General features: G+C 73.3%; 23 protein-coding genes and 1 pseudogene. 11 read left to right on the top strand and 13 right to left on the bottom strand.

Annotated features, from left to right (window positions below):
- The first annotated feature begins 53 nt into the window (after positions 1–53).
- From SJY07_RS03310 to SJY07_RS03300, 3 genes are all read left to right on the top strand, one after another.
- Positions 54–854 (top strand): lysophospholipid acyltransferase family protein, encoded by an 801-nt coding sequence (locus SJY07_RS03310; protein ID WP_328295662.1) that lies wholly within the window; start codon positions 54–56, stop codon positions 852–854.
- 75 nt (positions 855–929) lie between these two features.
- A complete protein-coding gene (locus tag SJY07_RS03305) occupies positions 930–1,961 on the top strand; it encodes a 6-phosphofructokinase (protein WP_380157013.1) in 1,032 nt (343 codons plus the stop codon).
- Positions 1,962–2,016: 55 nt separating this feature from the next.
- Positions 2,017–3,411, top strand: a complete 1,395-nt coding sequence (locus tag SJY07_RS03300) for a class II 3-deoxy-7-phosphoheptulonate synthase (protein ID WP_380157011.1) — start codon at positions 2,017–2,019, stop codon at positions 3,409–3,411.
- 53 nt (positions 3,412–3,464) lie between these two features.
- Here SJY07_RS03300 and pknB read toward each other — a convergent pair whose 3' ends face one another.
- Both pknB and SJY07_RS03290 read right to left on the bottom strand, forming a co-directional pair.
- Complete coding sequence (pknB, locus tag SJY07_RS03295; RefSeq protein WP_380157009.1) at positions 3,465–5,339, bottom strand: Stk1 family PASTA domain-containing Ser/Thr kinase; 1,875 nt, start codon at positions 5,337–5,339, stop codon at positions 3,465–3,467.
- A gap of 32 nt (positions 5,340–5,371) precedes the next feature.
- Positions 5,372–6,517 carry a LysM peptidoglycan-binding domain-containing protein gene (locus SJY07_RS03290; protein ID WP_328295666.1) on the bottom strand — a complete coding sequence of 382 codons (1,146 nt, stop codon included), beginning with the start codon at positions 6,515–6,517 and terminating at the stop codon, positions 5,372–5,374.
- A gap of 175 nt (positions 6,518–6,692) precedes the next feature.
- On the opposite strand from SJY07_RS03290, the gene SJY07_RS03285 reads away from it, so the two are divergent.
- A complete protein-coding gene (locus SJY07_RS03285) occupies positions 6,693–7,088 on the top strand; it encodes an Rv2175c family DNA-binding protein (RefSeq protein ID WP_328295667.1) in 396 nt (131 codons plus the stop codon).
- 51 nt (positions 7,089–7,139) lie between these two features.
- Here SJY07_RS03285 and SJY07_RS03280 read toward each other — a convergent pair whose 3' ends face one another.
- The 3 genes and pseudogenes from SJY07_RS03280 to SJY07_RS03270 form a co-directional block, all read right to left on the bottom strand.
- Entirely contained in the window at positions 7,140–8,099 is a 960-nt protein-coding gene (locus SJY07_RS03280) for a phytoene/squalene synthase family protein (protein WP_380162135.1), read from the bottom strand.
- A gap of 2 nt (positions 8,100–8,101) precedes the next feature.
- Positions 8,102–9,763, bottom strand: a pseudogene (gene crtI / locus SJY07_RS03275) (phytoene desaturase family protein); the annotation flags it as partial.
- The gene (locus SJY07_RS03270) at positions 9,658–10,755 is read right to left on the bottom strand and encodes a polyprenyl synthetase family protein (RefSeq protein WP_328295669.1); all 1,098 of its coding nucleotides are present in this window, start codon (positions 10,753–10,755) and stop codon (positions 9,658–9,660) included. The gene SJY07_RS03270 and the pseudogene crtI, both read right to left, overlap by 106 nt.
- A gap of 101 nt (positions 10,756–10,856) precedes the next feature.
- On the opposite strand from SJY07_RS03270, the gene SJY07_RS03265 reads away from it, so the two are divergent.
- The gene (locus tag SJY07_RS03265) at positions 10,857–11,501 is read left to right on the top strand and encodes a CDP-alcohol phosphatidyltransferase family protein (protein WP_380162133.1); all 645 of its coding nucleotides are present in this window, start codon (positions 10,857–10,859) and stop codon (positions 11,499–11,501) included.
- On the opposite strand, the gene SJY07_RS03260 is transcribed toward SJY07_RS03265, so the two are convergent.
- The 8 genes from SJY07_RS03260 to SJY07_RS03225 form a co-directional block, all read right to left on the bottom strand.
- Entirely contained in the window at positions 11,498–12,964 is a 1,467-nt protein-coding gene (locus tag SJY07_RS03260; RefSeq protein WP_380162131.1) for a phytoene desaturase family protein, read from the bottom strand. The two genes, SJY07_RS03265 and SJY07_RS03260, sit on opposite strands and share 4 nt — an antisense overlap.
- The gene (locus tag SJY07_RS03255) at positions 12,961–14,064 is read right to left on the bottom strand and encodes a glycosyltransferase family 2 protein (protein WP_380157005.1); all 1,104 of its coding nucleotides are present in this window, start codon (positions 14,062–14,064) and stop codon (positions 12,961–12,963) included. Before SJY07_RS03255 ends, SJY07_RS03260 begins: the two co-directional genes overlap by 4 nt.
- Positions 14,061–14,849 (bottom strand): carotenoid biosynthesis protein, encoded by a 789-nt coding sequence (locus tag SJY07_RS03250; protein WP_380157003.1) that lies wholly within the window; start codon positions 14,847–14,849, stop codon positions 14,061–14,063. The genes SJY07_RS03255 and SJY07_RS03250 overlap by 4 nt, the downstream gene beginning before the upstream one ends.
- 44 nt (positions 14,850–14,893) lie before the next feature.
- Positions 14,894–15,589 (bottom strand): monooxygenase, encoded by a 696-nt coding sequence (locus SJY07_RS03245; RefSeq protein ID WP_380157001.1) that lies wholly within the window; start codon positions 15,587–15,589, stop codon positions 14,894–14,896.
- 9 nt (positions 15,590–15,598) lie between these two features.
- Positions 15,599–16,420 carry an alpha/beta fold hydrolase gene (locus tag SJY07_RS03240; protein WP_380156999.1) on the bottom strand — a complete coding sequence of 274 codons (822 nt, stop codon included), beginning with the start codon at positions 16,418–16,420 and terminating at the stop codon, positions 15,599–15,601.
- The gene (locus tag SJY07_RS03235; RefSeq protein WP_380156997.1) at positions 16,417–16,938 is read right to left on the bottom strand and encodes an aminoacyl-tRNA deacylase; all 522 of its coding nucleotides are present in this window, start codon (positions 16,936–16,938) and stop codon (positions 16,417–16,419) included. Before SJY07_RS03235 ends, SJY07_RS03240 begins: the two co-directional genes overlap by 4 nt.
- A 66-nt stretch (positions 16,939–17,004) precedes the next feature.
- Complete coding sequence (locus SJY07_RS03230) at positions 17,005–17,715, bottom strand: PKD domain-containing protein (protein WP_380156995.1); 711 nt, start codon at positions 17,713–17,715, stop codon at positions 17,005–17,007.
- A gap of 125 nt (positions 17,716–17,840) precedes the next feature.
- The gene (locus SJY07_RS03225; protein ID WP_380156993.1) at positions 17,841–18,455 is read right to left on the bottom strand and encodes a DUF6318 family protein; all 615 of its coding nucleotides are present in this window, start codon (positions 18,453–18,455) and stop codon (positions 17,841–17,843) included.
- A 354-nt stretch (positions 18,456–18,809) separates the two neighbouring features.
- On the opposite strand from SJY07_RS03225, the gene SJY07_RS03220 reads away from it, so the two are divergent.
- The 6 genes from SJY07_RS03220 to SJY07_RS03195 all read left to right on the top strand — a co-directional run bounded on the left by SJY07_RS03220 (position 18,810) and on the right by SJY07_RS03195 (position 26,473).
- On the top strand, positions 18,810–19,214 hold the full coding sequence (locus tag SJY07_RS03220) for a DUF6504 family protein (RefSeq protein WP_328295677.1): 405 nt from the start codon (positions 18,810–18,812) through the stop codon (positions 19,212–19,214).
- Positions 19,215–19,271: 57 nt separating this feature from the next.
- Complete coding sequence (locus tag SJY07_RS03215) at positions 19,272–19,703, top strand: SAV_6107 family HEPN domain-containing protein (RefSeq protein WP_380156990.1); 432 nt, start codon at positions 19,272–19,274, stop codon at positions 19,701–19,703.
- Between the two features lie 97 nt (positions 19,704–19,800).
- Positions 19,801–23,760, top strand: a complete 3,960-nt coding sequence (locus SJY07_RS03210) for a DNA polymerase III subunit alpha (protein WP_380156988.1) — start codon at positions 19,801–19,803, stop codon at positions 23,758–23,760.
- A 91-nt stretch (positions 23,761–23,851) separates the two neighbouring features.
- Positions 23,852–24,601 (top strand): methyltransferase domain-containing protein, encoded by a 750-nt coding sequence (locus tag SJY07_RS03205; protein WP_380156986.1) that lies wholly within the window; start codon positions 23,852–23,854, stop codon positions 24,599–24,601.
- Between the two features lie 27 nt (positions 24,602–24,628).
- Entirely contained in the window at positions 24,629–25,855 is a 1,227-nt protein-coding gene (gene dinB, locus SJY07_RS03200; protein ID WP_328295681.1) for a DNA polymerase IV, read from the top strand.
- A 222-nt stretch (positions 25,856–26,077) separates the two neighbouring features.
- The gene (locus tag SJY07_RS03195) at positions 26,078–26,473 is read left to right on the top strand and encodes a DUF3040 domain-containing protein (RefSeq protein WP_328295682.1); all 396 of its coding nucleotides are present in this window, start codon (positions 26,078–26,080) and stop codon (positions 26,471–26,473) included.
- The last annotated feature ends 23 nt before the right edge of the window (positions 26,474–26,496 follow it).

Raw genomic sequence — 26,496 nt, 5'->3', positions numbered from 1 at the left:
CGTTCGCTAAGGTCGGCGATCACCGATCGGGCGACGAAGGACGAGGGGGGCCGGTGCCGCGCTTTCCCGTCCTGTACTGGCCGATCAAGCTGCTGGTCGCGGAACCGCTGGTCACGGCCGTGTTCCGGCCCTGGGTCCGTGGGCTCGAGAACGTCCCCACCGACGGTCCGGCGATCCTGGCCAGCAACCACCTCTCCGCCGCGGACACCGTGCTGCTCCCGACGGTGGTCCAGCGGCGGGTCACCTTCATCGCCAAGGCGGACCTGTTCACCGGCCGCGGCGTGCGCGGCCGGCTCACCAAGGGCCTCATGCACGGGATCGGTCAACTGCCCGTCGACCGTTCCGGGGGCCGGGCGTCCTCGGCCGCCATCGCGGGGGCGGTGCGCGTCCTGCAGGAGGGCGACCTCTTCGGCATCTACCCCGAGGGGACGCGGTCACCGGACGGTCGCCTCTACCGCGGCCGCACCGGTGTCGCCCGCATCGCCCTCGCCTCGGGTGCCCCGGTGATCCCGGTCGCGATGATCGGCACGGAGGACCTGCTGCCGACCGGCCGGAGGCTGCCCCGGATCCGGCGCGTCGGCGCCGTGTTCGGGGAGCCGCTGGACTTCTCCCGCTTCGCCGGTCGGGGGGACGACCAGCTCGTCGTCCGCTCCGTCACCGACGAGATCATGTACGCGATCCAGAAGCTCTCGCGCCAGGAGTACGTCGACGCCTACGCCGAGCGCAGCCGGCTGCGCAGCGAGCTGTCCCGCAGCACCGGCGTCCCCGAACCGCCGAGCACCGCCACCGGCGGTCCGGGCGGGCGCGCCGCCCCGACCGGCGACGCGCCGGGGCCGGACGACGCGCAGCACTAGACCCGCGGTGGCAGAGTTCCCTCCGGACGGACGACAGGCACGTCGGCGAAGGCGCCGAGGACTGGAGAACGCACGATGCGGGTCGGGATCCTCACCGGGGGCGGCGACTGCCCCGGACTGAACGCGGTCATCCGGGCGGCGGTGCTGGCCGGGACGCAACGGCACGGGATGGAGTTCGTCGGGTTCCTCGACGGCTGGCGCGGGGTCCTCGACGGGGACACCGTTCCCCTCGACGAGGACACCGTCAGACCGCTGCTGACCATCGGCGGCACGATCCTCGGCTCCTCGCGGACGAACCCGCTGGCCGACGGCGTCGACGACGGCGTCGCCCGGGTCCGCAAGCAGCTGACGGCGCTCGAGGTGGACGCGCTGCTGGCCATCGGCGGCGAGGACACCCTCGGCGTCGCCACGGCCCTGCACGCCGCGGGCGTCCCGGTCGTGGGCGCCCCCAAGACCATCGACGACGACCTGTCGGCCACCGACGCGACGTTCGGGTTCGACACCGCGGTGCAGACCGCCGTCGACGCCTGCGACCGCCTCGCCACCACCGGCGCGAGCCACCACCGGGCGATGATCGTGGAGGTGATGGGCCGTCACGCCGGCTGGATCGCGCTGCACACCGGGATGGCGGCCGGCGCGCACGTCACGATCCTGCCCGAGGAGGACCCCGACCTCGACGCCGTCGCCGACGTCACGCGTTCCGTCCTGGCCCGCGGTCAGGCACCCCTCATCGTCGTCAGCGAGGGCGCGAAGGTCCACGGCGAGGAAGCCGCGAAGAACGCCCCGCGGGACGCCTTCGGACACGCCCAGCTCGGCGGGGCCGGCGACGCCCTGGAGCACGAGCTCCTCGCCCGCGTCCCGGGGTTGTCGACGCGGGTCACCGTCCTGGGCCACCTGCTGCGGGGCGGGACCCCGTCGGCGGCCGACCGGATCCTCGCGACGCGGTTCGGGCTGTCGGCGATCGAGGCGCTCGCGAGCGGGAACCTGGGCACGATGGCGTCCCTGCACGGGGTCGAGGTCCACCAGGTGCCGCTGGCCGAGGCCACCGGGGTGTTGCGCACGGTGCCCGACGCGCGACGGGCCGAGACGGCCGGCGTCCGGTGGTGACGCTCGGTCACGAGTGTGGTGACCCCACCCCGCGGGGGGTGCGACACTTGCCCGCGTGAGCACTCCCACGACGACGAACTCCGCGGGTCTGTCCAGCATCACGTGGCCCGACCTGCCCGCCGCCCAGCAGCCGCAGTGGCCGGACGCCGCCGCGCTGGCCGAGGTGCACGCGGAGCTCGCGTCGTATCCGCCCCTCGTCTTCGCGGGGGAGTCCGACCAGCTGCGCGGTCAGCTGGCCAAGGCCGCCCGGGGCGAGGCGTTCCTGCTGCAGGGCGGGGACTGCGCCGAGACGTTCGCCGGCGCCACGGCCGACGGCATCCGCCGCCGGCTGAAGACGATGCTGCAGATGTCCGCCGTCCTCACCTACGGGGCCAGCCTGCCGATCATCAAGGTCGGTCGCATGGCGGGGCAGTTCTCCAAGCCGCGCTCCAGCAACGACGAGACCCGCGACGGCGTCACGCTGCCCGCCTACCGCGGCGACGCCGTCAACGACTACGCGTTCACCCCCGAGTCGCGGATCCCCGACCCGCAGCGACTGCTCCGCGCCTACCACACGTCCTCCGCGACGCTGAACCTCATCCGGGCGTTCACGACCGGTGGGTACGCGGACCTGCGCAAGGTCCACGAGTGGAACCGCGGCTTCGCGGCCACCGCGGCCAACGCCAAGTACGACTCCCTCGCGCACGACATCGACAAGGCCATGAAGTTCATGGCGGCCTGCGGCGCCGACTTCGACGCCCTGCAGACCGTCCAGTTCTGGTCCAGCCACGAGGCGCTGCTGCTCGACTACGAGCGTCCGCTGACCCGGACCCTCGACGAGGAACCGCCGCTCAGCGGTCCCGCCGCCGAGGACGTGCGCCAGGGCGGTCCCTACGACGTCGCCGCGCACATGGTCTGGATCGGGGAGCGCACCCGTCAGCTCGACGGTGCGCACGTGGACTTCGCCGCGAAGATCCGCAATCCCATCGGGATCAAGCTGGGGCCGAAGACCTCCGTCGACGACGCGCTCGCGCTCATCGACAAGGTCGACCCCTACCGCGAACCGGGCCGGTTGACGTTCATCACGCGCATGGGCGCCTCGACGATCCGCGAGGCCCTGCCCGCCCTCGTCGAGGGGGTCACGAAGTCCGGCGCCCAGGTCACCTGGGTCTGCGACCCGATGCACGGCAACACGATCACCTCGACCAGTGGGTACAAGACCCGTCGCTTCGACGACGTCGTGGACGAGGTCCGCGGGTTCTTCGAGGTCCACCAGGGCCTGGGCACCGTGCCCGGCGGCCTGCACGTCGAACTCACCGGGGACGACGTCACCGAGTGCCTCGGTGGGGCCATGGAGATCGACGACGCGGCGCTGGCGACCCGCTACGAGTCGCTGTGCGACCCGCGGCTGAACCACCAGCAGTCGCTGGAGCTCGCCTTCCTCGCGGCGGAGATGCTCTCCAAGCGCTGACCGTGCACGACGAAGGGCCCGCCACCTCCGGGTGGCGGGCCCTTCGTGCGTCCTCAGACGACGGTGAGGGTGATCGTCGAGCCCTTGGGGATCGACGTGCCGGCCTCGGGGTCGCTGGAGCGGACGGTGCCGAACACCCCGCCGAGGACGTTGTTCACCTGGACCTGGAACCCGAGTCCCTGGAGCTTGGCGCGGGCCGCGTCGACCTGCGTGCCCTGCACGGCCGGGACGGCCACCAGCGGCGGACCCGAGGAGACGACGAGGTCGACGGCGTCACCGCGGAACAGCGTCCCGTCGGGGGGTGTCTGCGAGATGACCTCACCGGCCGCGACGCTCTCGCTGACCTGCTGGGTGATCTTGCCCACCGACAGACCTGCGGCGGTGATGGCCTTCTGGGCGGCGTCCTGCGTCTGGTTCACGACCCCGGGCACGCCGATCGGCTCCCGGCCCTTCGAGACGACGAGGTCGACCCTGGAGTCGTGGGGCACGACCTGCCCCACGGCCGGGGTGGCGGCCACGATCGAGCCGTCCGGGACCTTCTCGTCGAACTGCTCGCTGACGTTCCCGACCGTGAGGCCGGTACCGGTGAGGAGCTGTTCCGCCTCGTCCCGGGTCTTGCCGACGACCTCGGGGACGGCGAACTGCTGGACGCCCTGGGAGACGACGATCGTGACGGTGCCGTCCTTGCGGACGCGACCGCCCTCCCCGGGGTCGCTGGACACCACCAGGCCCTGGGCGACGGTGTCGCTGAACCCCTGCTGCTCGTCAACGGCGAGACCCGCGGCCTGCAGGGTGCTGGTGGCCTCCTGCGGTGACTTCCCCGCGACCGGCGGGGTCGTGGTGTACGCGCCGGGGCCGGCGGTGAAGTACCAGGCCAGTCCGGCGGCGACGGCGAGCACGAGCAGGACCAGTCCGACCAGCAGGCCGCGGCGGGAACGGTGGCCCTCGGTCGGCGCGGGTCGCTTCTCCGGGACAGCCGCGGCGGTCTTGCCGATGCGGGTCGTGCTGCCCGGCGCGGCCGCACCGGCGGGGCGGGGCGGACGGGCGGCGAGCTGTTCCGGGGTCAGCGAGGCCTGCACCGCGCGCAGCTGCTCGAGCATCTCCCCGGCGTCGTCGGGACGTTCGTCGGGGTCCTTGGCCAGGGCGTCGAGGACGAGGGCGTCCATCGAGGGGGACAGCCCGGGCGCACGGGTCGAGGGCGGCGGGACCTGCTCGTGCACGTGCTTGTAGGCGATCGTGAACGGGCTCTCACCCGTGAACGGCGGAGCGCCCGTGAGCATCTCGTAGAGCATGACGCCGACGCCGTAGACGTCGCTGCGGGCGTCGGTGGTCCGCGACTCCAGCTGCTCGGGGGCCAGGTACTCCGCGGTGCCCATCAGGTCGCCCATGCCGACGGTGGTGCTCTGCCCCCCGGGACTGGCGGCGCGGGCGAGACCGAAGTCCGCGACCTTGACCCGGCCGTCGTCGGCGACGAGGACGTTGGCGGTCTTCACGTCGCGGTGCAGGACGCCCTTGCGGTGAGCCTCGGCCAGCGCCTCGAGCACGCTGGCGGTGACCTTCAGCGCCTCACCGGGGGTGAGGGCCCCCGCGTCGAGGACCACGTCGCGCAGGGTCCGGCCGTCGACGAGCTCCATCACCAGGTACGCCGTCTCGACGCCACCCTCGTGGTCGACGCCCTGGTCGAGCACCGCGACGACCCCGGGGTGCCCGATCCGCGCCGCCGACTTCGCCTCGGTGACGAACCGGGCGCGGGCGGCCGGGTCGTGGGCGAGGTCGGCCCGGAGGACCTTCACGGCGACGGCGCGGTCGAGCCGCTCGTCCTCGGCGCGGTAGACGACACCCATCCCACCCCGCCCGATCCGTCCCAGGACGCGGTAGCGCCCGTCGAGGCGTCGCCCGACGAGGGGGTCGGAGAGGGTTGCGTCCACGATCAGCGAGTCTAGGTGGACCGAGCGTCAGGTCAGCTGAAGCGCGCCTGCAGTGTCTGCACGTTGGCCACGTAACGACGCGTGTCGTCGTACATCCCGCGCGAGCGCACCGACGCCTGACCCTGGTAGTAGGACGCGATCGCGACGTCCGGCGGGTTGTTGGCGACGAGCGTGCGCAGGATCGCCACCCCGGCCCGCGCGTTGTCGCGCGCGTCGAACAGGTCGATGGGTCGTCCCAGCAGGTCCGAGGCCCACTCGCCGGAGCTCGGGATGACCTGCATCGCGCCGATGGCGTTGGCGCCGGAGACGACCTTCATGGTGAAGCCGGACTCCTGGTAGCCGATGGCCAGCGCCAGCGACGGGTCCACCCCGAGCTTCACCGCGGTGGAGCGGATGATCTCGCGCATCTCGTCGCGGCTCGGCTGGGCGGAGGCCTGCAGCTTCGCGCGGTTGGTCTCGACGGCTTCGCTGACGGTGGCCGCCTGGGTCGGCTGCGGGGCCGGGGCCTGCGTCGCCGTCGTGGGGCGGCCGCCGAGCTGCAGCGCCTGGCCCTCGAGGATGAAGCCGGTGTCGTCGAGGCCGTTGAGCGCGACGAGGTCGTCGACGCTCACCCCGGTCGTCTGCGCGATGTGGGACAGGGTGTCCCCGGCGCGGACGGTGTACGTCGTGCTGCCCGTGCGGGTGGTGGGTCCGGCGCCGGCACCCGTGCCGCCGGACAGCGTGAGGACCTGACCGGCGCGGATGAACCCGTCGGCGCTGAGCCCGTTGGCCTCACGCAGGGCACCGACGGTGGTGCCCTGCGCCACGGCGATCGCCCCGAGGGTGTCACCGGGGCGGACGGTGTAGCTGCCACCGGCGGGCGCGTCACCGGCGTCGCTGCCGGTCGCCTCGGGCCGGGGGATCCGCAGGCGCTGGCCCTCGACGATGGTGGCGCCGCGGTCGAGGCCGTTGGCCTCCACGATCGCGTCGACGGTGGTGCCGGAGCGGTTCGCGATCGCCCCCACGGTGTCGCCGAGCTGGACGGTGACGGTCTCCTCCGGCGTCGCGGCGTGGGCCGCGGTGGCCGTGGCGGGGACGAGCGCGGTGGGAGCGGCGGCCCCGACGAGGGCGGCGGCCAGCCACCGGCCGCGCCGGGAGTTCTTCTCGGGTGCGTCGCTGGGATCGTGGTCGTCGGCCATGGCGGGGGTTCCTCGCAGGTCGTCAGGGGCTAGTGGTGCACGAGCTTCAGGTGGGGCTGGTGGGGCGGGGGTGAACCTATCGGACGCTCCCGACACCACCACCCCAACGATGGTGGAGAGCGTGACTTCGTCGGGGGAGGTGGGCGGGCGCGTCGCGAGACGGCAGACTGGTGGGGTGGTTGCACCGCTGAGAGCAGAGATCGCCCGTGAGACGGGTACCGACGAACTGGACGCCCTCGTCCCCGAGTGGCTGACCGTCCCCGACGTGGCCGAGGTGGCCGGCGTCGACCAGCGCGAGGTCCGGCGCTGGCTGCAGGAACGTGAACTGGTGGCCGTCCGTCGCGGGGAACGTGCCGTCGCGCACGTCCCCGCCGGGTTCGTCACCCCCGAGGGTCCGCTGAACCACCTGAAGGGCACGTTGTCGGTGCTCGCCGACTCTGGCTTCACCGACACCGAGTCCATCGGGTGGCTCTACACGCCGGACGACACGCTGCCGGGCACGCCCGTCGACGCGCTGAAGGCGAACCGCAAGACCGAGATCCGCCGCCGCGCGCAGGCCCTCAGCTTCTGAGGACTGTGCCCGACGACCTCGCTGGTCCCAGCGAGGTCGTCGGCGGGGACCTCAGCGGGCAGCGGTCTGCCAGCGCGACTCCTCGCGGCGCGCCCGCCGGGCCCGGACCAGGCCGGGCAGGGCGACGGCCAGGCGCCGGCGTCCGCTGACCCGCACCCGACGCGCGAGGACGTCGTACCCGGCGCGCTCGACCTCGTCGAGGATCCCGCCGTAGAGCAGGTACGCCGTGCGCAGGCAGTCCCGGCTGGTCGGGTGGACCATGTCCAGCCCGAGCTCCGCCTCGGCGTACAGCTCCCGGGTCCGCTCGGTCTCGAAGGCGAGCAGGTCGCGGACGGCCTGCGGTGTCGTCCCCGCCCTGCGCGCGGCGAAGAGGTCCTCGCGGGTCAGCCCGAACCGCGTGAGGTCCTCACCGGGCAGGTAGACCCGACCGCGGTCGAGGTCCTCGCCGATGTCGCGGATGAAGTTCGTCAGCTGGAACGCCACGCCCAGGGCGCGGGCCGGCGCGACGGCGCCCGGGGTGAGCGGCTCCAGGATCGGCAGCATCTGCAGACCGATGACCGCCGCGGACCCGTAGACGTAGCGGTCCAGGTCCGCGTAGGTGGGGTAGCCGGTCTCGGTGATGTCCATCCGCATCGAGTCCAGGAACGCCTCGACCTGCTCCCGCGGGATGTCCCAACGGCGCATCGTCACCGCCATCGCCCGCCCGACCGGGTCGTGCGGGCCGTCCTCATCCAACGACTTCAGGAAGTCGTCGGACCACGCGACGAGGGCGTCCGGGTCGGGGTCGGTGAAGGAGTCGACGAACTCGTCGGCGTAGCGGGCGAACCCGTACAGCGCCCACACGTAGGGACGCTTCGCCGCGGGCAGCAGCAACGTCGCCAGGTAGTACGTCTTCCCGTGGTCGGCGTGCAGGCGCCGGCAGGTCTCGAACGCGGCGCGCAGTTCCGGGTCGTGCAGCGCGGGGTCGGTCGCCGCGGCCGCGTCCAGGGCCGCGGCGCTGCTGCGGGGCAGCTTCACACGCTGCGCCAGGCGCGCGAACGGTACGAGCGGTCCCGGCCCGTCACGCGCTCGGCCGCCAGCCGACCCGAGACGAGCACCATCGGCACCCCGACCCCGGGCTGGGTGCCGGAGCCGGTGAAGACGACGTTCTCGCCCCACATGTTCCCCGGCCGGAACGGCCCGGTCTGGCGGAACAGGTGCGAGGACGCGAACGGGGCGCCGTCGGCCATGCCCCGGCGTTCCCAGTCGGCCGGGGTGGCGACGTCCTCGACCTCGAGGGAGTCGCCGAAGCCCTCGTAGCCGCGCTGCTCCATGACCTCCAGCACGTGCTCGCGGTAGCGCGGGGCGTGGGTGTCCCAGTCGATCCGGCTCGAGCCCGCCGAGAGCGACGGCGTCGGGAAGAGCACGTAGTAGACGTGCTTGCCGGCCGGGGCCAGCGACGGGTCGGAGACCGTGGGGCGCGAGACGAGGACCGAGGGGTCGCTCATCAGCCGCCCGTCGAGGAGTTCGGCGAACACCTGCTCCCACGCGTCGCCGAAGTGGATCGAGTGGTGGACGGGGTCGGGGTAGTCCTTCGAGGACCCGGCCAGCAGGAGGTAGCAGGAGGGGGAGAAGGTCAGCTTGCGCCGCACCGGGTCCCCGAGGAGCTGCTCCCGGGCGACCGGGAGGTCGGGGTTGAGCACGACGACGTCGGCGGGGAACCGGCGCCCGTCCGCGGTGAGGACCGCCGTGGCCCGTCCGCCGTGGTGCTCCACCTTCGTGACGGTCGTGCCGTAGTGGAACTGCACCCCGTGCTTCTCCGCCGCGGCCGCCATCGCCGTCGGCAGCGCGTGCATGCCGCCCTTGGGGAAGAAGACCCCCGCGACGGAGTCCATGTAGGCGATGACGGCGTAGAGCGCGAGGGCGTCGTAGGGGGACAGTCCCGCGTAGAGGGCCTGGAAGGAGAACATCCGCTGGGTCCGGGGGTCCTTGAGGAACTTCCCGACCTCGGGGGCCATCTTCTTGAAGCCCCCGGCCGCCAGCAGGCGCACGAGGTTCGGCTTGAGCAGGTCCAGCGGGGTGTCGATGTTGGAGTCGATGAAGTCGCGGATCTCGTAGCGGTAGAGGTTCGCGACGTGCTGGACGAACCGCCGGTAGCCGTCGGCCTCCGCTGCGCCGCAGAGCTTCTCGATCTCCACCGCGGTCCGCTCCACGTCCGAGGAGACGTAGAGGCTCGAACCGTCGGCGAAGTTCCCGCGGTAGAGCGGGTCGACGGGCTGCAGGTCCAGCCAGTCGTTCATGTCCTCGCCGAGGGCATCGAAGCAGTCGGCGATGAGGTCCGGCATGGTGAGGACCGTCGGACCGGTGTCGAAGCGGTACTGCCCGTCCGCCGTGTCCGTCACGACCAGTCCGGCACGACCACCCGGCACGTCCTCCCGTTCGAGGACGGTGACCTTGCGTCCGGCACCGGCCAGGCGCATCGCGGTGGACAGCCCGGCGAGGCCGGCCCCGACCACGACGACGTTCTCGCTGGGGCCGCTCACGTGCCGGGTGCGGCCCGGCAACCAGTCGAGGGTGCGGTCGAGGGCGCTCACGAGCGACGGCTCGTGGCGGCGACGACGAGTTCGTGCAGCGCAGCGCGGGCCGGTTCGCTCACGTCGGCGGCGTCCAGCGTCGCGCAGGCCACGTCTACCTGTTCGGAAATGATCTTCTCCACTCCAGTCAGGGCACCGGTGTCCACCAGAACCTGTCGCAAGGTCTGGACGCCCGAGGCGTCCAGGTCGGGGGCGCCCAGGTAGCGCTTGATCTGCGCGGCCTGGGCGGGGTCGGCGGCCTGCACGGCCAGACCGACCAGCACGGTGCGCTTGCCCTCCCGGAGGTCGTCCCCAGCGGGTTTGCCCGTCTCGGTGGGATCACCGAACACGCCCAGGACGTCGTCGCGCAGCTGGAACGCCTCACCCAGCGCCAGCCCGAAGCGCGAGTAGTCGGCCAGCAGGTCGGTCGAGGCCCCGGCCAGCGAGCCCCCCAGCAGCAGCGGGTGCTCGATGGAGTACTTCGCGCTCTTGAACGTCACGACCCGCCGGGCCCGGTCCACGGCGCCGGCGGCACCGCGCTGGTCCGAGGACGCCTGCTCGAGCATGTCGAGGTACTGCCCGCCCATGAGCTGCGTGCGCATCACGTTGAAGATCCGCCGGCCGCGGTCCAGGGCGTCGGGGTCCAGGCGGGCCCGGGAGAAGAGTTCGTCGCTCCACCCCAGGCACAGGTCGCCCGCGAGGACCGCCCCGGCCAGCCCGAACCGCTCGCCGCTGCCGTCCCAGCCCTGCGCCGCGTGCAGCGACGCGAAACGGCGGTGCACGGCGGGCTGGCCCCGGCGGGTGTCGGAGTCGTCCATCACGTCGTCGTGGATGAGCGCCGCCGCCTGGAAGAGTTCCAGCGATGCGGCGGCGGTCACGATGCCCTCGTCGGGGAGGTCACCACCGACGCCGCGGAAACCCCAGTAGCAGAACGCCGGACGCAACCGCTTCCCACCGGAGAGCAACGACGAGATCGCGTCGAGGATCGGCGTGCAGTCGTCACTGACCTCGCTCAGGACCGCGGCCTGGTCCCGCAGGAAGTCGTCGAGGACCTCCGAGACGGCACGTCGCAGATCGCTGGTCACCGTCGGGTGGGCGGAGGAGGCGGGCGGCACAGGTGCACTCTAAGCACCCCCCTGTCGGCAGGCGAACGCGCGTCCGGGCTGGTCACCGGCGGGTCACGGGCGGGTCGGGCTCTACCGTTGGGTCCGTGGCGATGGATCGAGAGGCGTACCTGCGCACCTGGCGTGCACTGCACGGTGGAACGCACGCCAACGCCCTCGTCCGCGGCTGGCTCAGCGCGGCGCACGCCCTCGCCCGCCCGCTCGCCGGGGCCGGCGTCCCCCCGGCGGCGATCACGCTGTCCGGCGGTGCCCTCGCGGTCGTCGCGGCGGCCGTCGCCGTGCTCGGTGGCCGCGGCGGGGTGGCGGCGGTGGCGGCCGGGGCGCTGCTCGCGATCGCCGGGATCTTCGACAACCTCGACGGTGCCGTCGCGGTCATGACGGGCCGGACCAGCCGCCGCGGCGCGCTGCTCGACGCGGCCTGCGACCGGGTCGGTGACGCCGCGTGCGCCGTCGTGCTCTGGGGGTGCGGCGCCCCGGCCTGGTTGGTCCTCACCGCGGGCGGGTTCGCCCAGCTGCAGGAGTACCTGCGCGCGCGGGGTCAGGGCCTCGGCGTCGACGACGTGCGGATCGTCTCCGTCGCCGAACGCCCCGTCCGGCTCGCGATCGCCGCGTCCTGCGCCGCCGCCACCGCCGTCGTCGTCTGGCTGGACTGGGCGACGCTCGGCGCCGGGGTGTGGGCCGTCCTCGGCTTCATCGGGCTGGTGCAGGTCGCGACCGCGGTCGGCCGCCGGCTCTAGGCCGGCCCGATGAGGTCGGTGACGATCCGCGCCGAGAGACCCACCAGGGGCAGCCCCCCACCCGGGTGCGAACTGCCCCCGACGAGGAACAACCCCGGGACGGGTGAGCGGTTCGCCGGGCGCAGGAAGGCCGAGCGCGCCCCGTTGCTGGCCGTCCCGTAGATCGCCCCGCCGTCGCTGCCGGTGCGGCGTTCGAGGTCGGCGGGGGTGCGGACCTCGCTCCAACGCAGCCTGTCCCGGACGTCCAGACCGCGCGACGCCATGGTCTCCAGCACCGTGCGGGTGTGCCGGCGCACGAGGTCGGGTGCGCTCCAGTCGGTGCCGCGCTCCGGGTCGTGCACGGGGGCGTTGACCAGGACGAACCAGGCCTCGGAGTTCTCGTCCGGACGCAGCGCCGGGTCGTCGGGGGCGCTGACGTAGACCGTCGGGTCCGCCACCGGCCGGCCGGCGGCGAGGTCGGCGAACTCCGCGTCGTAGTCGTCGGGGAAGAGGACCGTGTGGTGGCGCAGCCCCGGGGTCCGCCCGTCCAGGGCCAGCAGCAGCACGAACCCCGACGTCGAGCGGCGCGAACGGCGGGGCGCCAGCCGCGGTCGGGGCAGCAGCGTGCGGTACAGCTGCGCAGCGTCCACCGCCGAGACGACGACGTCGGCGTGCACCTCGGTGCCGTCGGCGAGGCGGACCCCGCTCGCACGGACCCCCTCGTTCAGCACGGCGGCGACCGGGGTCCCGGTGTGGATCCGCACCCCCAGCTCACCCGCCCGGTCCGCGACGGCGCGCGCCAGCCCGTGCAACCCGCCGCGGACGTACCAGGCGCCGAAGGCCTGCTCGACGAAGGGCACCGTCGCCAGCGCGGCGGGCGCCTTCGCGGGGTGGGACCCGGAGTACGTGGCGTAGCGGTCCAGCAGGACCCGCAGGCGCGGGTCGCTCAGGTAGCGCCGTCCCAATCCCCGCAGACTCGCCCACGGGGCCACCGTGGTGACGTCGGAGCGTCTGCGGGCCAACCGCACCAGCGTTCGCGAACCCTCCAGGGGGGACTCGAGGAACGGTTCGCGGGCCACGTCCCAGATCGCCGCGGCGCGGCGGTGGAACGCCGTCCACTGCGCTCCCGTCCCCGCCCCGAGGGCCTCGTCCAGGGCCTTGGCGACGACCGGCAGCCCGCCCCCCGGCAGGTCGAGTTCCGTGCCGTCGGCGAAGCGGTAGTGCGCGATCGGGTCGAGCGGGACGACGTCCAGCACCGACTCGATCGGGTCACCCGTCTTGAGGAACAGGTCGCGCTGCACCGCGGGCAGCGTCAGCAGCGACGGACCGGTGTCGAAGGAGAACCCGTCCCGGCTGAACCAGCCGAGCTTCCCGCCGACCTCCTCGGCCTGCTCGAAGAGCTCCACGCGGTGCCCGAGGGCAGCCAGTCGCGCCGCGACCGACAACCCCCCGAGGCCCGCCCCGATGACGACGACGGTGCTCAGAGCGTCCGCCCCTTCCAGGTCAGTTCGCCCCGGCCGTGGCGGCGCCAGGAGTCGGCCAGCAGCCCGAGGAAGACGGCGATGGAGGCCGGGTGCGCGAACGCGTCCGGGACGGAACGGCCACCGGTGCGCTCCGCCGCCGCGTAGCGGCCGACGACGCCGGCGAGGTAGCCGAGCGCCCCCGCCTTCGACCCCGTCAGGGCCGCGACCGGCGGCACGAGGTAGGCCAGGGCCAGGGCCGCACCCACGGCACCCGCCGCGGGGGCCGACCCGAACGCCGACCACAACGACTTCGCGTACCCCTCGCGCAGCTCGTCCCAGCCGCCGTACATCCGGCACGTCGCCAGCGCCGTGCCGTCGGCGACCCCACCGCGCCCACCGTGCGCCTTCACCGACCGCAGCAGCGCCAGGTCGTCGAGGACCTCGGCCCGCACCGCCGCGTGCCCGCCCGCGTCGCGGTAGGCGGCGGTGTCGACGAGGAGGAACTGACCGTTCGCGGCGGCGAGGCTCGCCCGCGGCGAGACCTCTGCCCGCCGCAGCGGCAACGTCGTCAGCCAGGACCACTGCAACAACGGCTGCACGAGCCGCTCGCTCCAGGTGTCGGCGAGCTGGCGGGGGTAGGGACTGACCAGGTCCAGGCCGGTGCTGCGCAGCAGGTCGACCCCCGCCGCCACGGCGTGCGGGGCGAGCACCACGTCCGCGTCCACGAAGACCAGCACCTCACCCCCGGCGGCCTGGGCCAGCAGGTGGCAGGCGTGGGTCTTCCCCAGCCACCCCGGCGCCGGGCCGTCGCTGCGCAGCAACCGGACCCGCGGGTCGGCGGCGGCGATCGCCGCGACGATGTCGCCCGTGCGGTCGGTCGAGGCGTCGTCCAGGACGAGCACCTCGTAGTCGGGGACGCTGAGCTGGTCCAGCAGCGAGGTCAGGCAGGCCTCGACGCGGTCCTCCTCATCGCGCACCGGCACCAGCACGCTGATCCGTCCCGGGACCGGCGGTGGATCGAGCGGAGGGAGTCGCAACGCGCGGGCGTTCACCAGCGAGTGGGCGGTCAGCGCCACGGCGCTCGCCGTCCCGGCCCAGGTGAGGGTGCGCCACCAGTTCACCGTCGACCCCCGAGCACGACGCGGAGGTAGGGGAGGACGGTGAGTCCCATCGCGACCCCGCCGTAGGCGGCCACGACGGGACGCCGGAAGAACACCGCGTTGCCCAGCGTCGAGCCCAGCCAGGTCCAGCTGAGCAGGGTCGCGGGGACGGTCTGCGGGTCCTCGTCCTCCGCCGGCAGGGCCCGGTGCAGCGCCGCGCAGATCACGAGGGCCGTCAGCAACCAGCCCGCGTAGTTGCCCAGGGGGATGCCCGGCACCCCCGGCAGGTGCGGGTGGGGGTCGGCGAAGACCCAGTGGCCCGCGGCGGTCATCTGCGGGTCGAGGAAGAGGTCCCAGCTGGCCAGCGTCCACGCGGCCGTGGCGACGACCACGACGTCACGTCGTCCGCGGGACCACTCCCGGGGCAGCTCCCGGGCCAGGCGCCGTCCGAGCCGGACCGCCGGCTGGGCCAGCATCGTCCACGCCAGCGGGACGACCACCGGCACGTCCAGCACCTGCGGGCCGAGGGTCCCGGCGTAGCGGTAGCGCCCGAAGGGTTTCCCCGTGCGGGTACCCACCGCCTCGGCCAGCAGGCCGAGACCGCCCGCGACGGCCAGGGTCGTCACCGTCCCGCGCGCACCGCCCCGGCGGGCCGCGTCACCGAGGGCCGCCGCGGAGAAGGCCGCGACCGATCCGATCGTCGTGCGGCGCAGGGTCTCGCCCCGCAGCAGCGGGTGGGCGATCTGCGTGAGCACGGCCGCCCCGGTGAGGACCCCGGTCAGGAGCGGCGCGAGTTTGGGAGGCACCCCCGCACTCTAGGAGTCGGCTCCGACACGAGCCCCGGCCGGCCTCAGGGCACGGCTCCGTCCAACGTCCCGCGGACCTCCAGCACCCGGAACCGCGCGAACAGTTCCTCCGCGTACCAGCCTTCCCGCGGGGTGGCGGCCATGACCTCGCGGTGGGCGCTGCGGCGGTGGGCGAACTCCCGCATCGCGTTCGTCGACTCCCACAACGAGAACGTCCCCTGGTACCCCAGTGGCGCCTCACCCACCCCGATCGCGCACCGCAACCCGGGCACGGTGTGCAGGTCGGCGGCGACGGGTGGGACCGCCCGCCAGAACGAGGGCGCCTTCGTCGGTCGCAACCGGGCGCGCGTGATCGAGGCCACCGGCCCGCCGTAGTCCGGCGCCGACCGGGACCCGCCGAAGGGTTCGCGCCCGGACCAGCTGCCGCGGCTGCTCAGCGGGGCCAGGCGGACCTGCAACCGCTCGGCGGCGAAACCCCGCCAGGCCCGGACCGGCCGGGAGTCCTCGTAGCGGTCGGCGTCGGCCCGGGAGTTCCAGGCGACCAGGACGGCCCAGTGCAGCGGGTCCGCGTCGCGGACCGTGAAGGTCGTGCCGTCACCGGTGCCCAGGAGCTTCGCGAACTGCGCTCCCGGCAGTCGCGTCACCGTCCGGCGGTCCACGGCCATCCGCCACAGCGCCCGCGGAACGGTCTGCGCCGCAACCTTCCAGACGTCGAGCGTGACGATCTCAGGGGTGGGCACGCGCTGAGGCTACGCGGTGCGCAGCCGGTCGCGGACGACGGTGGCGCAGTCCGCGGGCCGGTCCCACACCGGGACGTGACCGCAGTCCTCCCACTCCAGCCAGTGCGTCTGCGGTGGCGCGCAGGCCCGCACCACGAACGACGGCGGCAGCACCCGGTCCCGCAGCCCCGTCACGACCGTCACCGGGACGAGCACCGCACCGCCCCGGGTGAACGCCCCGCTCGCGATGCCGGCGTCCGCGCCGGCGTACCCGGGTGCGGCGGCGATGGAGCGCACGGCCGCGCGCACGACCTCGGCCGGCAGGCGGCGGGGTGCGGTGCTGGTCGCCCCGAGGGCCAGCGTCCGCCCGATCCTCGTCGTGACGAGTCCACTCGGGAATCGGCCGGCGAGGCGGGCGAACTGCTGACCGGTCGGCAGCAGCGGCGGCCGTCGGCGGGGAGTGGTCCAGAGCCCCGCGGGGGTGAAGGCGGTGACGCTGGCGATGGTGTCGCGGGCCCCGGGTTCCGCCGCGGCCTCCAGGCAGATCCAGCCGCCGAGGGAGTGCCCGACCAGGTGGACGGTGCGTCCCTGCCGGTTCGCGAGGGTGGCGGTGAGCCGGTGCAGCCGGGCACCCAGCGCCCGGGGGCTCATCTGCGCGCTGTCGATCGCCGGACCGATCCCGTGCCCCGGGAGCTCGACGACGATGAGGCGGTGGTCGGTGGCGAGGTGCGGGACGAGGGGGGCCCACGTGCTCGCGGCGCCGCCGAGGCCGTGGACGAGGACGAGGACCGGTGCCTCGGAGGCGGTGGACCCGGTGTGGTGGACGGCGAACCCCTCGAGGAGTTCGGTCATCCGATCTCGACGGGGTGCCCGCTGGTGAGGCGGAGGAGCTCGTCGTAGCGGGTGCGGAACACCGCGTGCGGGTGTCCGGCCGGGACCCAGATCGCCGGGTACGGGGCCAGGGCCACGTCCACGAAGGTCGGTAGTTCCGCGGTGAGTCCGATGGGTGACGCCGATCCCAGGACGGATCCGGTGCGGCGCAGCACTTCCGAGTCGTCGTCCCACCGGAGTTCCGGTTCGCTGAGCACGCCGGCGAGGGTGGGCAGGAAGATCGGGTGCGTCGCGGAGGCCACGACCAGCAGGTGCCTGCCGTCCCGGGTCTTCAGCACGGCGGTGGTCGCCACGGCGGCGAGCGGGACCCCGAGGTGTTCCGCGAGCTCGGCCGGGTTGCGCAGGGTCGCCGGTACTTCGAGGACCTCACCCGCGCCGCCCAGGTCGACGAGAGCGGTCGCGGTGGCCTCCACGGCGGGGGGCGTGGCGGTGGTCGGCCCCCCGTTCCCAGGAGTCTCCTGCAGCACCGTCCACCTCATGCACCACCACGGTAGGCCGGTTCGCGCGCCCCGTCGCGCCGAGCGTCCGGGAGACGTTCGTGCAGGTCAGCGCGTGAGGACGGCGGATCCCGTGAGGACGTGGACCGGGGTCGGTGCGGACGACACCGAGGCGGTGCCGTCGATGGCTCGGTAGGGGAGTCCCGCGATCGTGTACTCGCCGGTGTAGGTGGTGGTGAGGGTGATCTCCCGGTCGCCCGCTGCGGTGTACGTGTGGGTGAGGCTCTGGTGGGGGTAGGGGTTTCCGGGGTCCTCGGTGGGCCCCAGGGTGGAACCGTCGCCCAACGTCCACGTCCAGCTCGTCGGCGTGGCGCGGATGGTGACCGGGTAGCCCAGGACGGTGGTGTCCCGGGTGACCGTCCCCGTGGTGGTGTGCAGGATCAGCGGGACGTTGAGCAGAGCCTCTCCGCCGTCGGGTTGGAGGTTCACCGGGCTCGCGGGCAGCGGGACGCGGCGCAGGTCGGCCTCGGTGACGGTCGGCAGGACGACGGGTTCTGCGGTGGTTGCGTCGGTCGTGCAGGAGTTCCCCTGGTTGACCCAGCGGATGTCGTCGCCGGTCCGGGTCCAGGTGGTGACGAGGAACTGCCCGGGCGGGCAGTTCGCGATGGAGGCCCGGCAGGTGTCGGACCCGAAGGAGCCTTCCGGACCGTTGCGGCCGCAGGCGGGGGTCTTGGAGACCTGGACCGGGGGTCCTTGGTGGGCTTTCCTGCTCCCGGGATTCTGGTCCCATCCGCCCCTGTTCGTCCGAGTTACCCCCACCGCGACTTCATCGCCTTGAGTGAATCCACTGGATGTGGGGGGTGCGGCGGAGGCCGAAGAAACTGCGAGGAGTAGTGGATTCAAGATCAGGGTAGTTCCTACTGTGAGTGTGAATCGCTTGACTTTCATTCCACCTCCCATACGACCCAGTGGCCCTCGAACCACTTCAAGTCGATCCGCGCTTCTGCATCTGATTCTGCTGGGGCGGAACCGAGGATGCTCCCGTCGCGGTCGGTGGTTTCGAAGGCTGGTCGAGTCATGGTGACCGTCAAACTGATCTTGCCGTCCTCGGGATCCCAGGACTCGACTCGGGTACCGGTGAACTGCAGTAGAAAACCTTTCGAGGTGTAACCCTTGGTGCGGTATTCGTCGATTACTTCGGCGTAGTAGGTGCAACCCCCGCAATCAGGATCCGAGATCGACCGCAGCAGTGCGGGGTTCCCGGTCGCACGTGAGTAGTTCAGGACCCGTGTGAAGTAGGCCGCGAACGTCCCGGCTCCGTCCACCGTGAACGTCCGGCTCAGGTCATCCTGCTCCGGGAGCGGGAACTCCGCCGTCGCGACCGAGGTCGGCGCCGCGAGGGCAGTCTCCGACGGCGTCGGGGTCGCGACGGGTCCGCTCGTCGCGGTGGTCGTGGAACTCGCGATAGGTGCGGCGACGGTCTCGTTCGAACACCCGACGAGCAGGCTGGTCGCGGCGAGCGTGACGAGGGGTGCGGCGGCGCGGTGGAGCTGGATCACTGCGGCACGGTCGCACGGCCGGGGCTCTCGCAGGCACCGCCGGACGGCGTCTGTGGACAACCTGTCGGCCGTTCGGGTGACCTCTCGCGAGAGCTCACCCTCCGTCCCTGGGGAGGGACTCTCCGCTCTGTGGATGACCCGGTTCGCCGTTGACGACCCCTGAGTGGGGTGGTGTAGCTTCAAGTTGCGTTCGAACCGGTGTTCGAACGTGGTGACCGCCCGGTGGCGCGGTCCGGGGGGAGGGGAAGCTCCGCGGGCCGCGCTCCGGGTGTGTCGTCGCGGGCCGCTTCCCCCGGCTCGCCGCGCTGCGGGTGATCCACCGCAGCGCCGGCTCGAGTGGGGAAGGTGACAGCGGTGCGACGGTTCTTCGACGAGGTCCACGTCCGGTCCGGTGCGGTGGGGGAGGCGCCCGACGAACCCGTCCAGTTCGTCTGGCACGGACGGCTCTACGTCGTGCGCACGGTCCTGTCCCGGTGGCGTGAACGCAGCGCCTGGTGGGAGCACCCGGCCGTCGCCGCCGTCCACGGGGACGGCCCGACGGGCGGTGGCACGGCGACCGCGGTCCGTCCCGTCCTCGAGATCGGCGACCTCGAACGCGAGGTCTTCCGCGTCGAGGCCAGCGTCGGGCGCTCCGGTGCGGTCGGTGTCTACGACCTCGCCCGCCGCGTCCCGCCCGGAACGGCGGCTGTGTCGGAGGGCGCTGCTACTCCTTCTCCTGACGGATCGGACGGCTGGCAGTTGCTGCGCGTCAGCGACTGAACCGCCGCCCGACCTCACCGCACCGCACCAGACCGACCGATCACGGAGGAGAACGCGATGCCCGCCACCCTCGACGTCCCCCAGGGTCTCCCGCGCCCGCTGACCACCGCAGCTCTCGACCTGCTCGAGCGCTGCGAGGACGAACTGCTCGTCGCCCTGCGCTCCGACGACACCGCCGAGCGCTACGTCCACGCCCACCTCGCCGCCCTGCGCGCGGGCGCCGCCCTCGTCGCCGTCCACGGACGTCCCACCAGCCCCCGGCGCAGCGGCCCCCGCAGCGTCTGGGAGATGCTCCCCGCCTTCGACCCCGCCCTGCAGGAGTGGGCCGAGCGGTTCGCCGCGACCGCCCCGCTGCGTTCCGCGGTCGAGGCCGGCCGGACCGGTGTCGTCGACGAGGCTGCCGCCGAGGAACTCCTCGCCGACGCCGAGCAGTTCCACCGCGTCGTGGAATCGTTGCTCGGGCTCAGCGCCCTCCCGCTGGCCGGCTGAACGCCGCGGGCGACCACCGGCGGACGCGCCCGCGACCCAGCACCTCGCACCACTCCGCTCGGCCTTCCCCACGGGCGCGTTCTCGAAGGACGTCCCCATGCGCACCACCGCACCCTCGAACTCCCCGTTCACGCACCTGCACGTGGCCTCCGGCTACTCGCTGCGCTACGGCACCTCGACCCCGACCGCTCTGGTCACCCGGGCCGCCGAACTCGACATGGCGACCCTCGCCCTCACCGACCGCGACGGTCTCTACGGCGCCGTGAAGTTCGTGCGCGCCTGCAGCGAGGCGGGGATCACCCCCGCTCTCGGCGTCGACCTCGCCACCGCCCCCAGCGGGCTGGTCGACGGTCTGCCGGCCTGGGCCGACCCCTCGGTCGCAGTGCGCCGCACCACCTCCGGCAACCCCACCCGCGGTGGGGCGGTCGTCGACCCCCGGCTGCCCCGGGTCACCGTGCTCGCCCTCGGCGCCGACGGCGCCGGCGCCGCTCGCGGCTGGGCGGGGTTGTGCCGGCTGGTGAGCGAGACCCACCTCGGCGGGGTGCGCGGAGCCCCGATCAGCAGCCTCGAACTCGTCGCGGCGAACGCCGTCGACACCTCGGGTCGTCCGGCGCTGGTCGTGCTGCTGGGCCCGGGGTCCGAACTCGGGCGGGCGGTGCTCGCCCGTCGCGACGACCTCGCCCGGTCCGTCCTGCAGCGGTGGCGGGACCGGCTGCCCGTCGGTTCGCTGCACGTCGAGGTGGTCTGCCACCACGCCCCACCGGGAACGGCGGGCAGCGTCGAGCACGCCGCCCGGATGCTGGGCCTGGCCCAGGAGGTCGGGGTTCCCGTCGTCCTCACCGCCGCCGTCCGCTCCGCCGGAACCGACGGGGCACCCACCGCCGACCTGCTCGACGCGATCCGCCGGCTCGTCCCGCTGGGCACCCGGCACCTGGACCGGACGACGGGACAGGGGCACCTGCTGCCCACGGCCGACATGGTCCGGACGGCGGCCGACGTCGCCCGTGCCGCCGGCGACCTCGGCTGGGCCGCGGAACTCCTGAACGCCACGACGACCCTGGCCGAGCGTCTCCGCCTCGACCCGGCCACCGACCTCGGCATCGGCGCCCACCACCTGCCCGACCGGGAGGCCCTGGGGCTGGCGCCGGACGTCGAGGCGATCGCCGTCCTGCGGCAACGCTCCGAGGCGGGCATCTCCCGGCGCTACCCCGGCGCCGACCTCAAGCTCGAGGCCACGGTCCGTCGCCGCCTCGACGAGGAGCTCGACATCATCGGGAAGGTCGGTTTCGCCAGCTACTTCCTCACCGTCGCCGACGTCTGCGACCTCACCCGGTCCCTGCACGTCCGGGTCGCGGCCCGCGGGTCCGGTGCGGGCAGCCTGGTCAACCACCTGCTGGGGATCTCCGACGTCGAACCCCTCGAGCACGGCCTGCTCATGGAACGGTTCCTGAACCCCCGCCGTGGGCAGCTGCCCGACATCGACCTCGACGTCGAGTCCGCCCGCCGCGAGGACGTCTACGAGGCGATCCTCGACCGCTTCGGCGGCGAGCGCGTCACCTGCGTCTCGATGATGGACAGCTACCGGGTGCGCCACGCCGTCCGCGACGTCGGTGCGGCGCTGGGTCTGCCGCCGGGGGAGGTGGACGCCATCGCCACGGCGTTCCCGCACCTGCGCGCCCGCGACGCCCGCAACGCCATCGCCGAGCTGCCCGAGCTGCGGCGCAGCGGGTTGGGGGAGGAACGCCTCGACGTCTTCTTCGACCTCGTCGAACGCCTCGACGGTCTGCCCCGCCACATCGCCCTGCACCCCTGCGGGGTCGTGCTGTCCAACCCCACGCTGTTGGACCGGACCCCGGTGGAGGCCAGCTGGAAGGGTTTCCCGATGAGCCAGTTCGACAAGGACGACGTCGAGGACATGGGCCTGCTCAAGCTCGACGTCCTGGGGATCCGGATGCAGTCGGCGATGGCCTACGCGGTGCAGGAGGTCGAACGCGTCGAGGAGACGACGGTGGACCTCGACGACCGCGACCAGGTACCGCTGGACGACCCGGCCACCTACAAGCTGATCCAGTCCACCCGCACCCTCGGCTGCTTCCAGATCGAGTCGCCCGGCCAACGCGAACTCGTCGGCAAGTTCGCCCCCGCCACCTTCCACGACGTCATCGTCGACATCTCGCTGTTCCGGCCCGGACCGGTGAAGTCGGACATGGTCAACCCGTTCCTGCGCGCCCGGCAGGGGTGGACGCAACCGGAGTACCTCGACGACCGGCTGCGCCACGTGCTCGAGCAGACGTACGGGGTGGTCGTGTTCCACGAGCAGGTCATCGAACTCATCCAGGCCACCACCGGCCACGACCTCGCCGTCTCCGACGAGTACCGCCGCCACCTCGGCACCCGCGCCGGTCAGGAGGAGATGGAACCGCAGTTCAAGCGCCTCGCGATGGAGCACGGCTACCCCGAGGCGACGGTGGACCGGATCTGGGAGGTGCTCAAGGCGTTCGCCTCGTTCGGGTTCTGCAAGGCCCACGCCGCCGCGTTCGCCCTGCCGACCTACCAGTCGGCGTGGTTGAAGGCGCACCACCCGGCGGCGTTCCTGGCGGGGGTCCTCACCCACGACCCGGGCATGTACCCGAAACGACTGATCCTCGACGACGCCCGCAACCTCGGCATCGAGGTCCTCGGCCTCGACGTCAACGCCTCGGGTGACACCTACCGCATCGAGCGCGTGGCCGTCCCCGAACCTCGGACCGGGCAGAGCGGTCAGGAACTCCTCGACCCCTGGCTCGGTGGCCGTGGGGTGCGCAACGCCGACGGCCTGGGGGAGGGCATCGCGGACGGGACGGGGTTCGGCATCCGGCTCTCGCTGACCGACGTCAAGGGGATCTCCGGGGCCGAGGTGACCCGCATCGTCGCCGGCCGGCCCTACCGGTCGTTGGCCGACCTCTGGCAGCGGGCCCGGCCCACCCGGCTGATCGCCGAACGTCTCGTCCTCGCCGGCGCGCTGGACTCCCTGCACGGCATGCGCCCGGTGGGGCGGGCCGGCGACGCCGCCCCCCGACGGGGCCGCACCACCCGCCGCGACCTGCTGCTGCAGGTCGCCGAACTCGACCGCTGGAGCCGCTCGCTCACCGGGACCACCACCACGCGCGCCCGCAGGACCGCCCCGCGCAGCGGCCCCCTCGACGTCCGGGCGGCTGCGGCCGCGCAGTCCCGGGCCGCCCGGCCCGTCGACGACTCCGCCCGCACCGTCCAGCTCGCCCTCGACCTCGGGGACGCCCCCGAGGAGGTCGCGCTCAGCGGGTTGCCCGAGATGACCGGGGCCGAACGGGTCCGGGCGGAACTCGACGTCCTCGGCCTCGACGTCAGTGCGCACGTCGTCGACTTCTACGCACCGCTGCTGCGGGCGCTGCAGGTCACCCCGGCCCGTGATCTGCGGTCGCGGCGCAACGCCGCCGAACTGCTCGTCGCCGGGGTGAAGGTCGCCACCCAGACCCCGCCGGTCCGCTCCGGGCGGCGTGTCGTCTTCCTCACCCTCGACGACACCACCGGCCCCCTCGACGCGACCTTCTTCGAGGACGCGCAGGGTCCCTACGCCGCGACGGTCTTCCACTCCTGGTTGCTCGTGGTGCGGGGGGTGCTGCGCCGCACCGGCCCGCGCGGGGTCTCCTTGCGCGCCACCGGCGCCTGGGAACTGCCCGCGTTGTGGGACGCCTGGACCGAGGGCGGGATCGAGGTCGTGCGCGACCTCATCACCAGCGCCCCGAACCCCGAGTACTCCCGCGCAGCGACCGTCGGCGCCGCCGCCAGTCGTTCCTCCCGCCCGGTGATGACCCCGGCCCCGCACGCCGAGGAGCACGGTTCCGCCGGGGGGATGGGCACCCGACGCGTGCTGGTGCACGCCAGCGGGTTCCGCCAGTCGCCCTACGCCGACCTGAGACCGGCGGGCGAGGACACCCGCAACTCCCGGTCCATCGGCCGGGCCGCGGCTCCCGAGGAGGACCGGGAGGAGCCCCCGCGCAAGCTGTGGCACTCCAGCCAGGGCAGTTCGGGGTGGTGACCGGGATGGCGGACGGGCACGGCGGTACGGGGTGTCTAGGGTGGGGAGGCGCAGCACCGACCGGACGAACCGCACGACCCTGGAGGAACGAGTGGCGAAGGAACGGGGCCGTCCCCGCACGTCGACGGTCCTCTGGGAAGGGGTCGCACGCCTGCTCGAGGCGGCCGCGGGGTCCGGAGGCTCGGGCAGCGCTGAACTCACCGTCGTCGACCTCGGTGGCGGCACCGGCGGGCTCGCCGTGCGGGTCGCCGCGCTGGGTCACCGGGTCGTCGTCGTCGACCCCTCGCCCGACGCCCTCGCCGCGCTGGAGCGCCGCACCGTCGAGGCGGGGTTGTCGGACCGGGTCCGTTCCCTGCAGGGCGACGCGTCCGACCTCGCCGCCGTCCTCGAACCCGGCAGCGTCGACGTCCTGCTCTGCCACGGAGTCCTCGAGGTCGTGGACGACCCGGCCGCCGCGCTCCGGGCCGCGCACACGGTCCTGCGCCCCGGGGGCCGGCTCAGCCTGCTCGTCGCGCAGTGGCCGGCGACCGTCCTGTCCCGCGTCCTCGCGGGTCACCTCGACCAGGCGCTGCACGTGCTCTCCGACCCCGACCACCGCTGGAGCGGGCACGACCCGCTGCGCCGACGCTTCGACCGCGCCTCGGCGACGGCCCTGGCCGAGGTGGTCGGGTTCGACGTCACCGCGGTCGAGGGAACCCGGACCTTCAGCGACGTCGTGCCCTCGGCCGGCACCGGGTCCGACGACGCCCTCGCCCTCCTGCGCGAGCTGGAGTCGCGGGCCTCGGCCTCACCGGAGCTGCTCGGTCTCGCCGGCCACCTGCACCTGCACGCGACCCGCTGAACCGCTCCCTCCCACGGGGAGGGGGCGGTGAGCCGCCGGCAGCTGCGGCGTCCCAGCGCGCCCGGTGGCTGGGGACTGGAGGACGACGACTCCGGCTGCACGGTGCTGCACGTCGACATGGACGCCTTCTACGCCTCCGTCGAACTGCTGCGCCGTCCCGACCTGGTCGGCACCCCGGTCATCGTCGGCGGCGGCAGCCGCGGGGTGGTGCTGTCCGCGACCTACGAGGCCCGCCGCTACGGAGTGCACGCCGCCATGCCCATGGCCCGCGCCCGGCGGTTGTGCCCGAGCGCCACCGTCCTGCTCCCGCACCACGAGGACTACTCCCGGATCTCCGCAGGGGTCATGGAGGTGTTCCGGTCGGTCACCCCGCTCGTCGAACCGCTCAGCCTCGACGAGGCCTTCCTCGACGTCTCCGGTGCGCTCCGCCGCCTCGGCCGCCCGGCCCAGATCGGCGCGGCCCTGCGTGACCGGATCGCCGACGAGCAGGGCATCACCTGCTCCGTCGGGGTCGCCTCGACGAAGTTCGTGGCCAAGCTCGCCTCCGGTGGGGCCAAACCCGACGGCCTGCTGGTCGTCCCGCACGCCCAGACGGTCGCCTTCCTGCACGCGCTGCCCGTCTCGGCGTTGTGGGGGGTGGGGGAGCGCACCGAGGAGGCGCTGGCCCGGCTCGGCCTGCGGACCGTCGCCGACATCGCCCACACGCCGGAGTCGACCCTGGTGCGGGGGTTGGGGGAGGCCACCGGCAAGCACCTGCACGCCCTGGCCTGGGGCCGCGACGGACGTCGGGTCGTGGCGGCCGCTCCCGAACGCAGCATCGGTTCCGAGGAGACGTTCTCCCGCGACGTCGACGACCCCCGGGTGGTGCACCGCGAACTGCTGCGGCTGGCCGAGCGGACCGCCTCGCGCGCCCGGGCCGCGGGGATGGCCGGACGCACGGTCGTCCTCAAGGTCCGCTTCGCCGACTTCACGACGATCACCCGGTCCCGCACCCTGCGCGAACGCACCGACGTCACCCGGGAGATCCACACGACCGCCCGTGACCTCTTCGACGCCCTCGCCCTGGACCGCGCCCGGTTGCGCCTGGTCGGGGTCCGGCTGGAAGGGCTGGCCGACGCCGCGACCCAGCCGCGCCAGCTGGTCCTCGGGGAACGGGCCCACGGGTGGCGCGACGCCGACGGGGCGGTCGACCAGGCGGGTGCCCGCTTCGGAGCCGGGAGTGTGAGACCCGCCACTCTCCTCACCCCCCGGTGATCGCCCGACCCGGGGGAGCGTTTCCGGTGGCCATCCGGCACACTCGTCTGACCTGCGGTGGAACCGACTGCAGAGCTGCGTCGTTCATCCGGCAGAGGTACGAGACACGCCAACAGCACCACGGCACGACGGTCGGTACGCGACGATGTGGTAAGCCGAGTTTCGTCCGCAGCCGCGGGGACATATCCTTGAAGCTCAACGTGCGCACGCCAGGAGGTACAGGTGCCGCTCTCGGAACATGAGCAGCGTCTGCTCGAGCAGATGGAACGTGCGCTGTCCGCGGACGATCCCAAGTTCGCCAACGCCATGAAAGGTTCTCGTCACGGACGCGCCGCCAAGCGGCGCCTCTTCATCGGCATCGCTGCCGTCGTGGTGGGTCTCGTGCTCCTCATCATCGGGGCCAGCATGAGTCTGATCTGGCTGGGAGCAGGCGGTTTCATCGTCATGCTCGCCGGCACGATCTGGGCCTTCTCGCCGGCTCGGGGAACGTCGGGGACCGCCGCCGGACAGCCTCCCGCGAGTGGCCCACGCCCGACGCGACCGGCCAAGTCGCGGAAGAGCGGGTCCTTCATGGAACGCCTCGAGCAACGGTGGGACCGCCGACGCGGTCAGTGGTGATCCACGCCGCACCGGACCCGGTC

The organism is Kineococcus sp. R86509, assembly GCF_042466365.1.
Classification (GTDB): domain Bacteria; phylum Actinomycetota; class Actinomycetes; order Actinomycetales; family Kineococcaceae; genus Kineococcus.
Note: the sequence above shows the minus strand (reverse complement) of the source record. Positions and strands in the feature narration are given on the sequence as shown.

What these genes read in the sequence shown, in the direction of transcription:
- SJY07_RS03240 (WP_380156999.1), bottom strand. Translation starts at nt 16,420, where the DNA reads ATGACCGAACTCCTCGAGGGGTTCGCCGTCCACCACACCGGGTCCACC.
- SJY07_RS03215 (WP_380156990.1), top strand. Translation starts at nt 19,272, where the DNA reads ATGCCCGCCACCCTCGACGTCCCCCAGGGTCTCCCGCGCCCGCTGACC.
- SJY07_RS03305 (WP_380157013.1), top strand. Translation starts at nt 930, where the DNA reads ATGCGGGTCGGGATCCTCACCGGGGGCGGCGACTGCCCCGGACTGAAC.
- SJY07_RS03290 (WP_328295666.1), bottom strand. Translation starts at nt 6,517, where the DNA reads ATGGCCGACGACCACGATCCCAGCGACGCACCCGAGAAGAACTCCCGG.
- SJY07_RS03265 (WP_380162133.1), top strand. Translation starts at nt 10,857, where the DNA reads ATGGATCGAGAGGCGTACCTGCGCACCTGGCGTGCACTGCACGGTGGA.
- SJY07_RS03210 (WP_380156988.1), top strand. Translation starts at nt 19,801, where the DNA reads ATGCGCACCACCGCACCCTCGAACTCCCCGTTCACGCACCTGCACGTG.
- SJY07_RS03235 (WP_380156997.1), bottom strand. Translation starts at nt 16,938, where the DNA reads ATGAGGTGGACGGTGCTGCAGGAGACTCCTGGGAACGGGGGGCCGACC.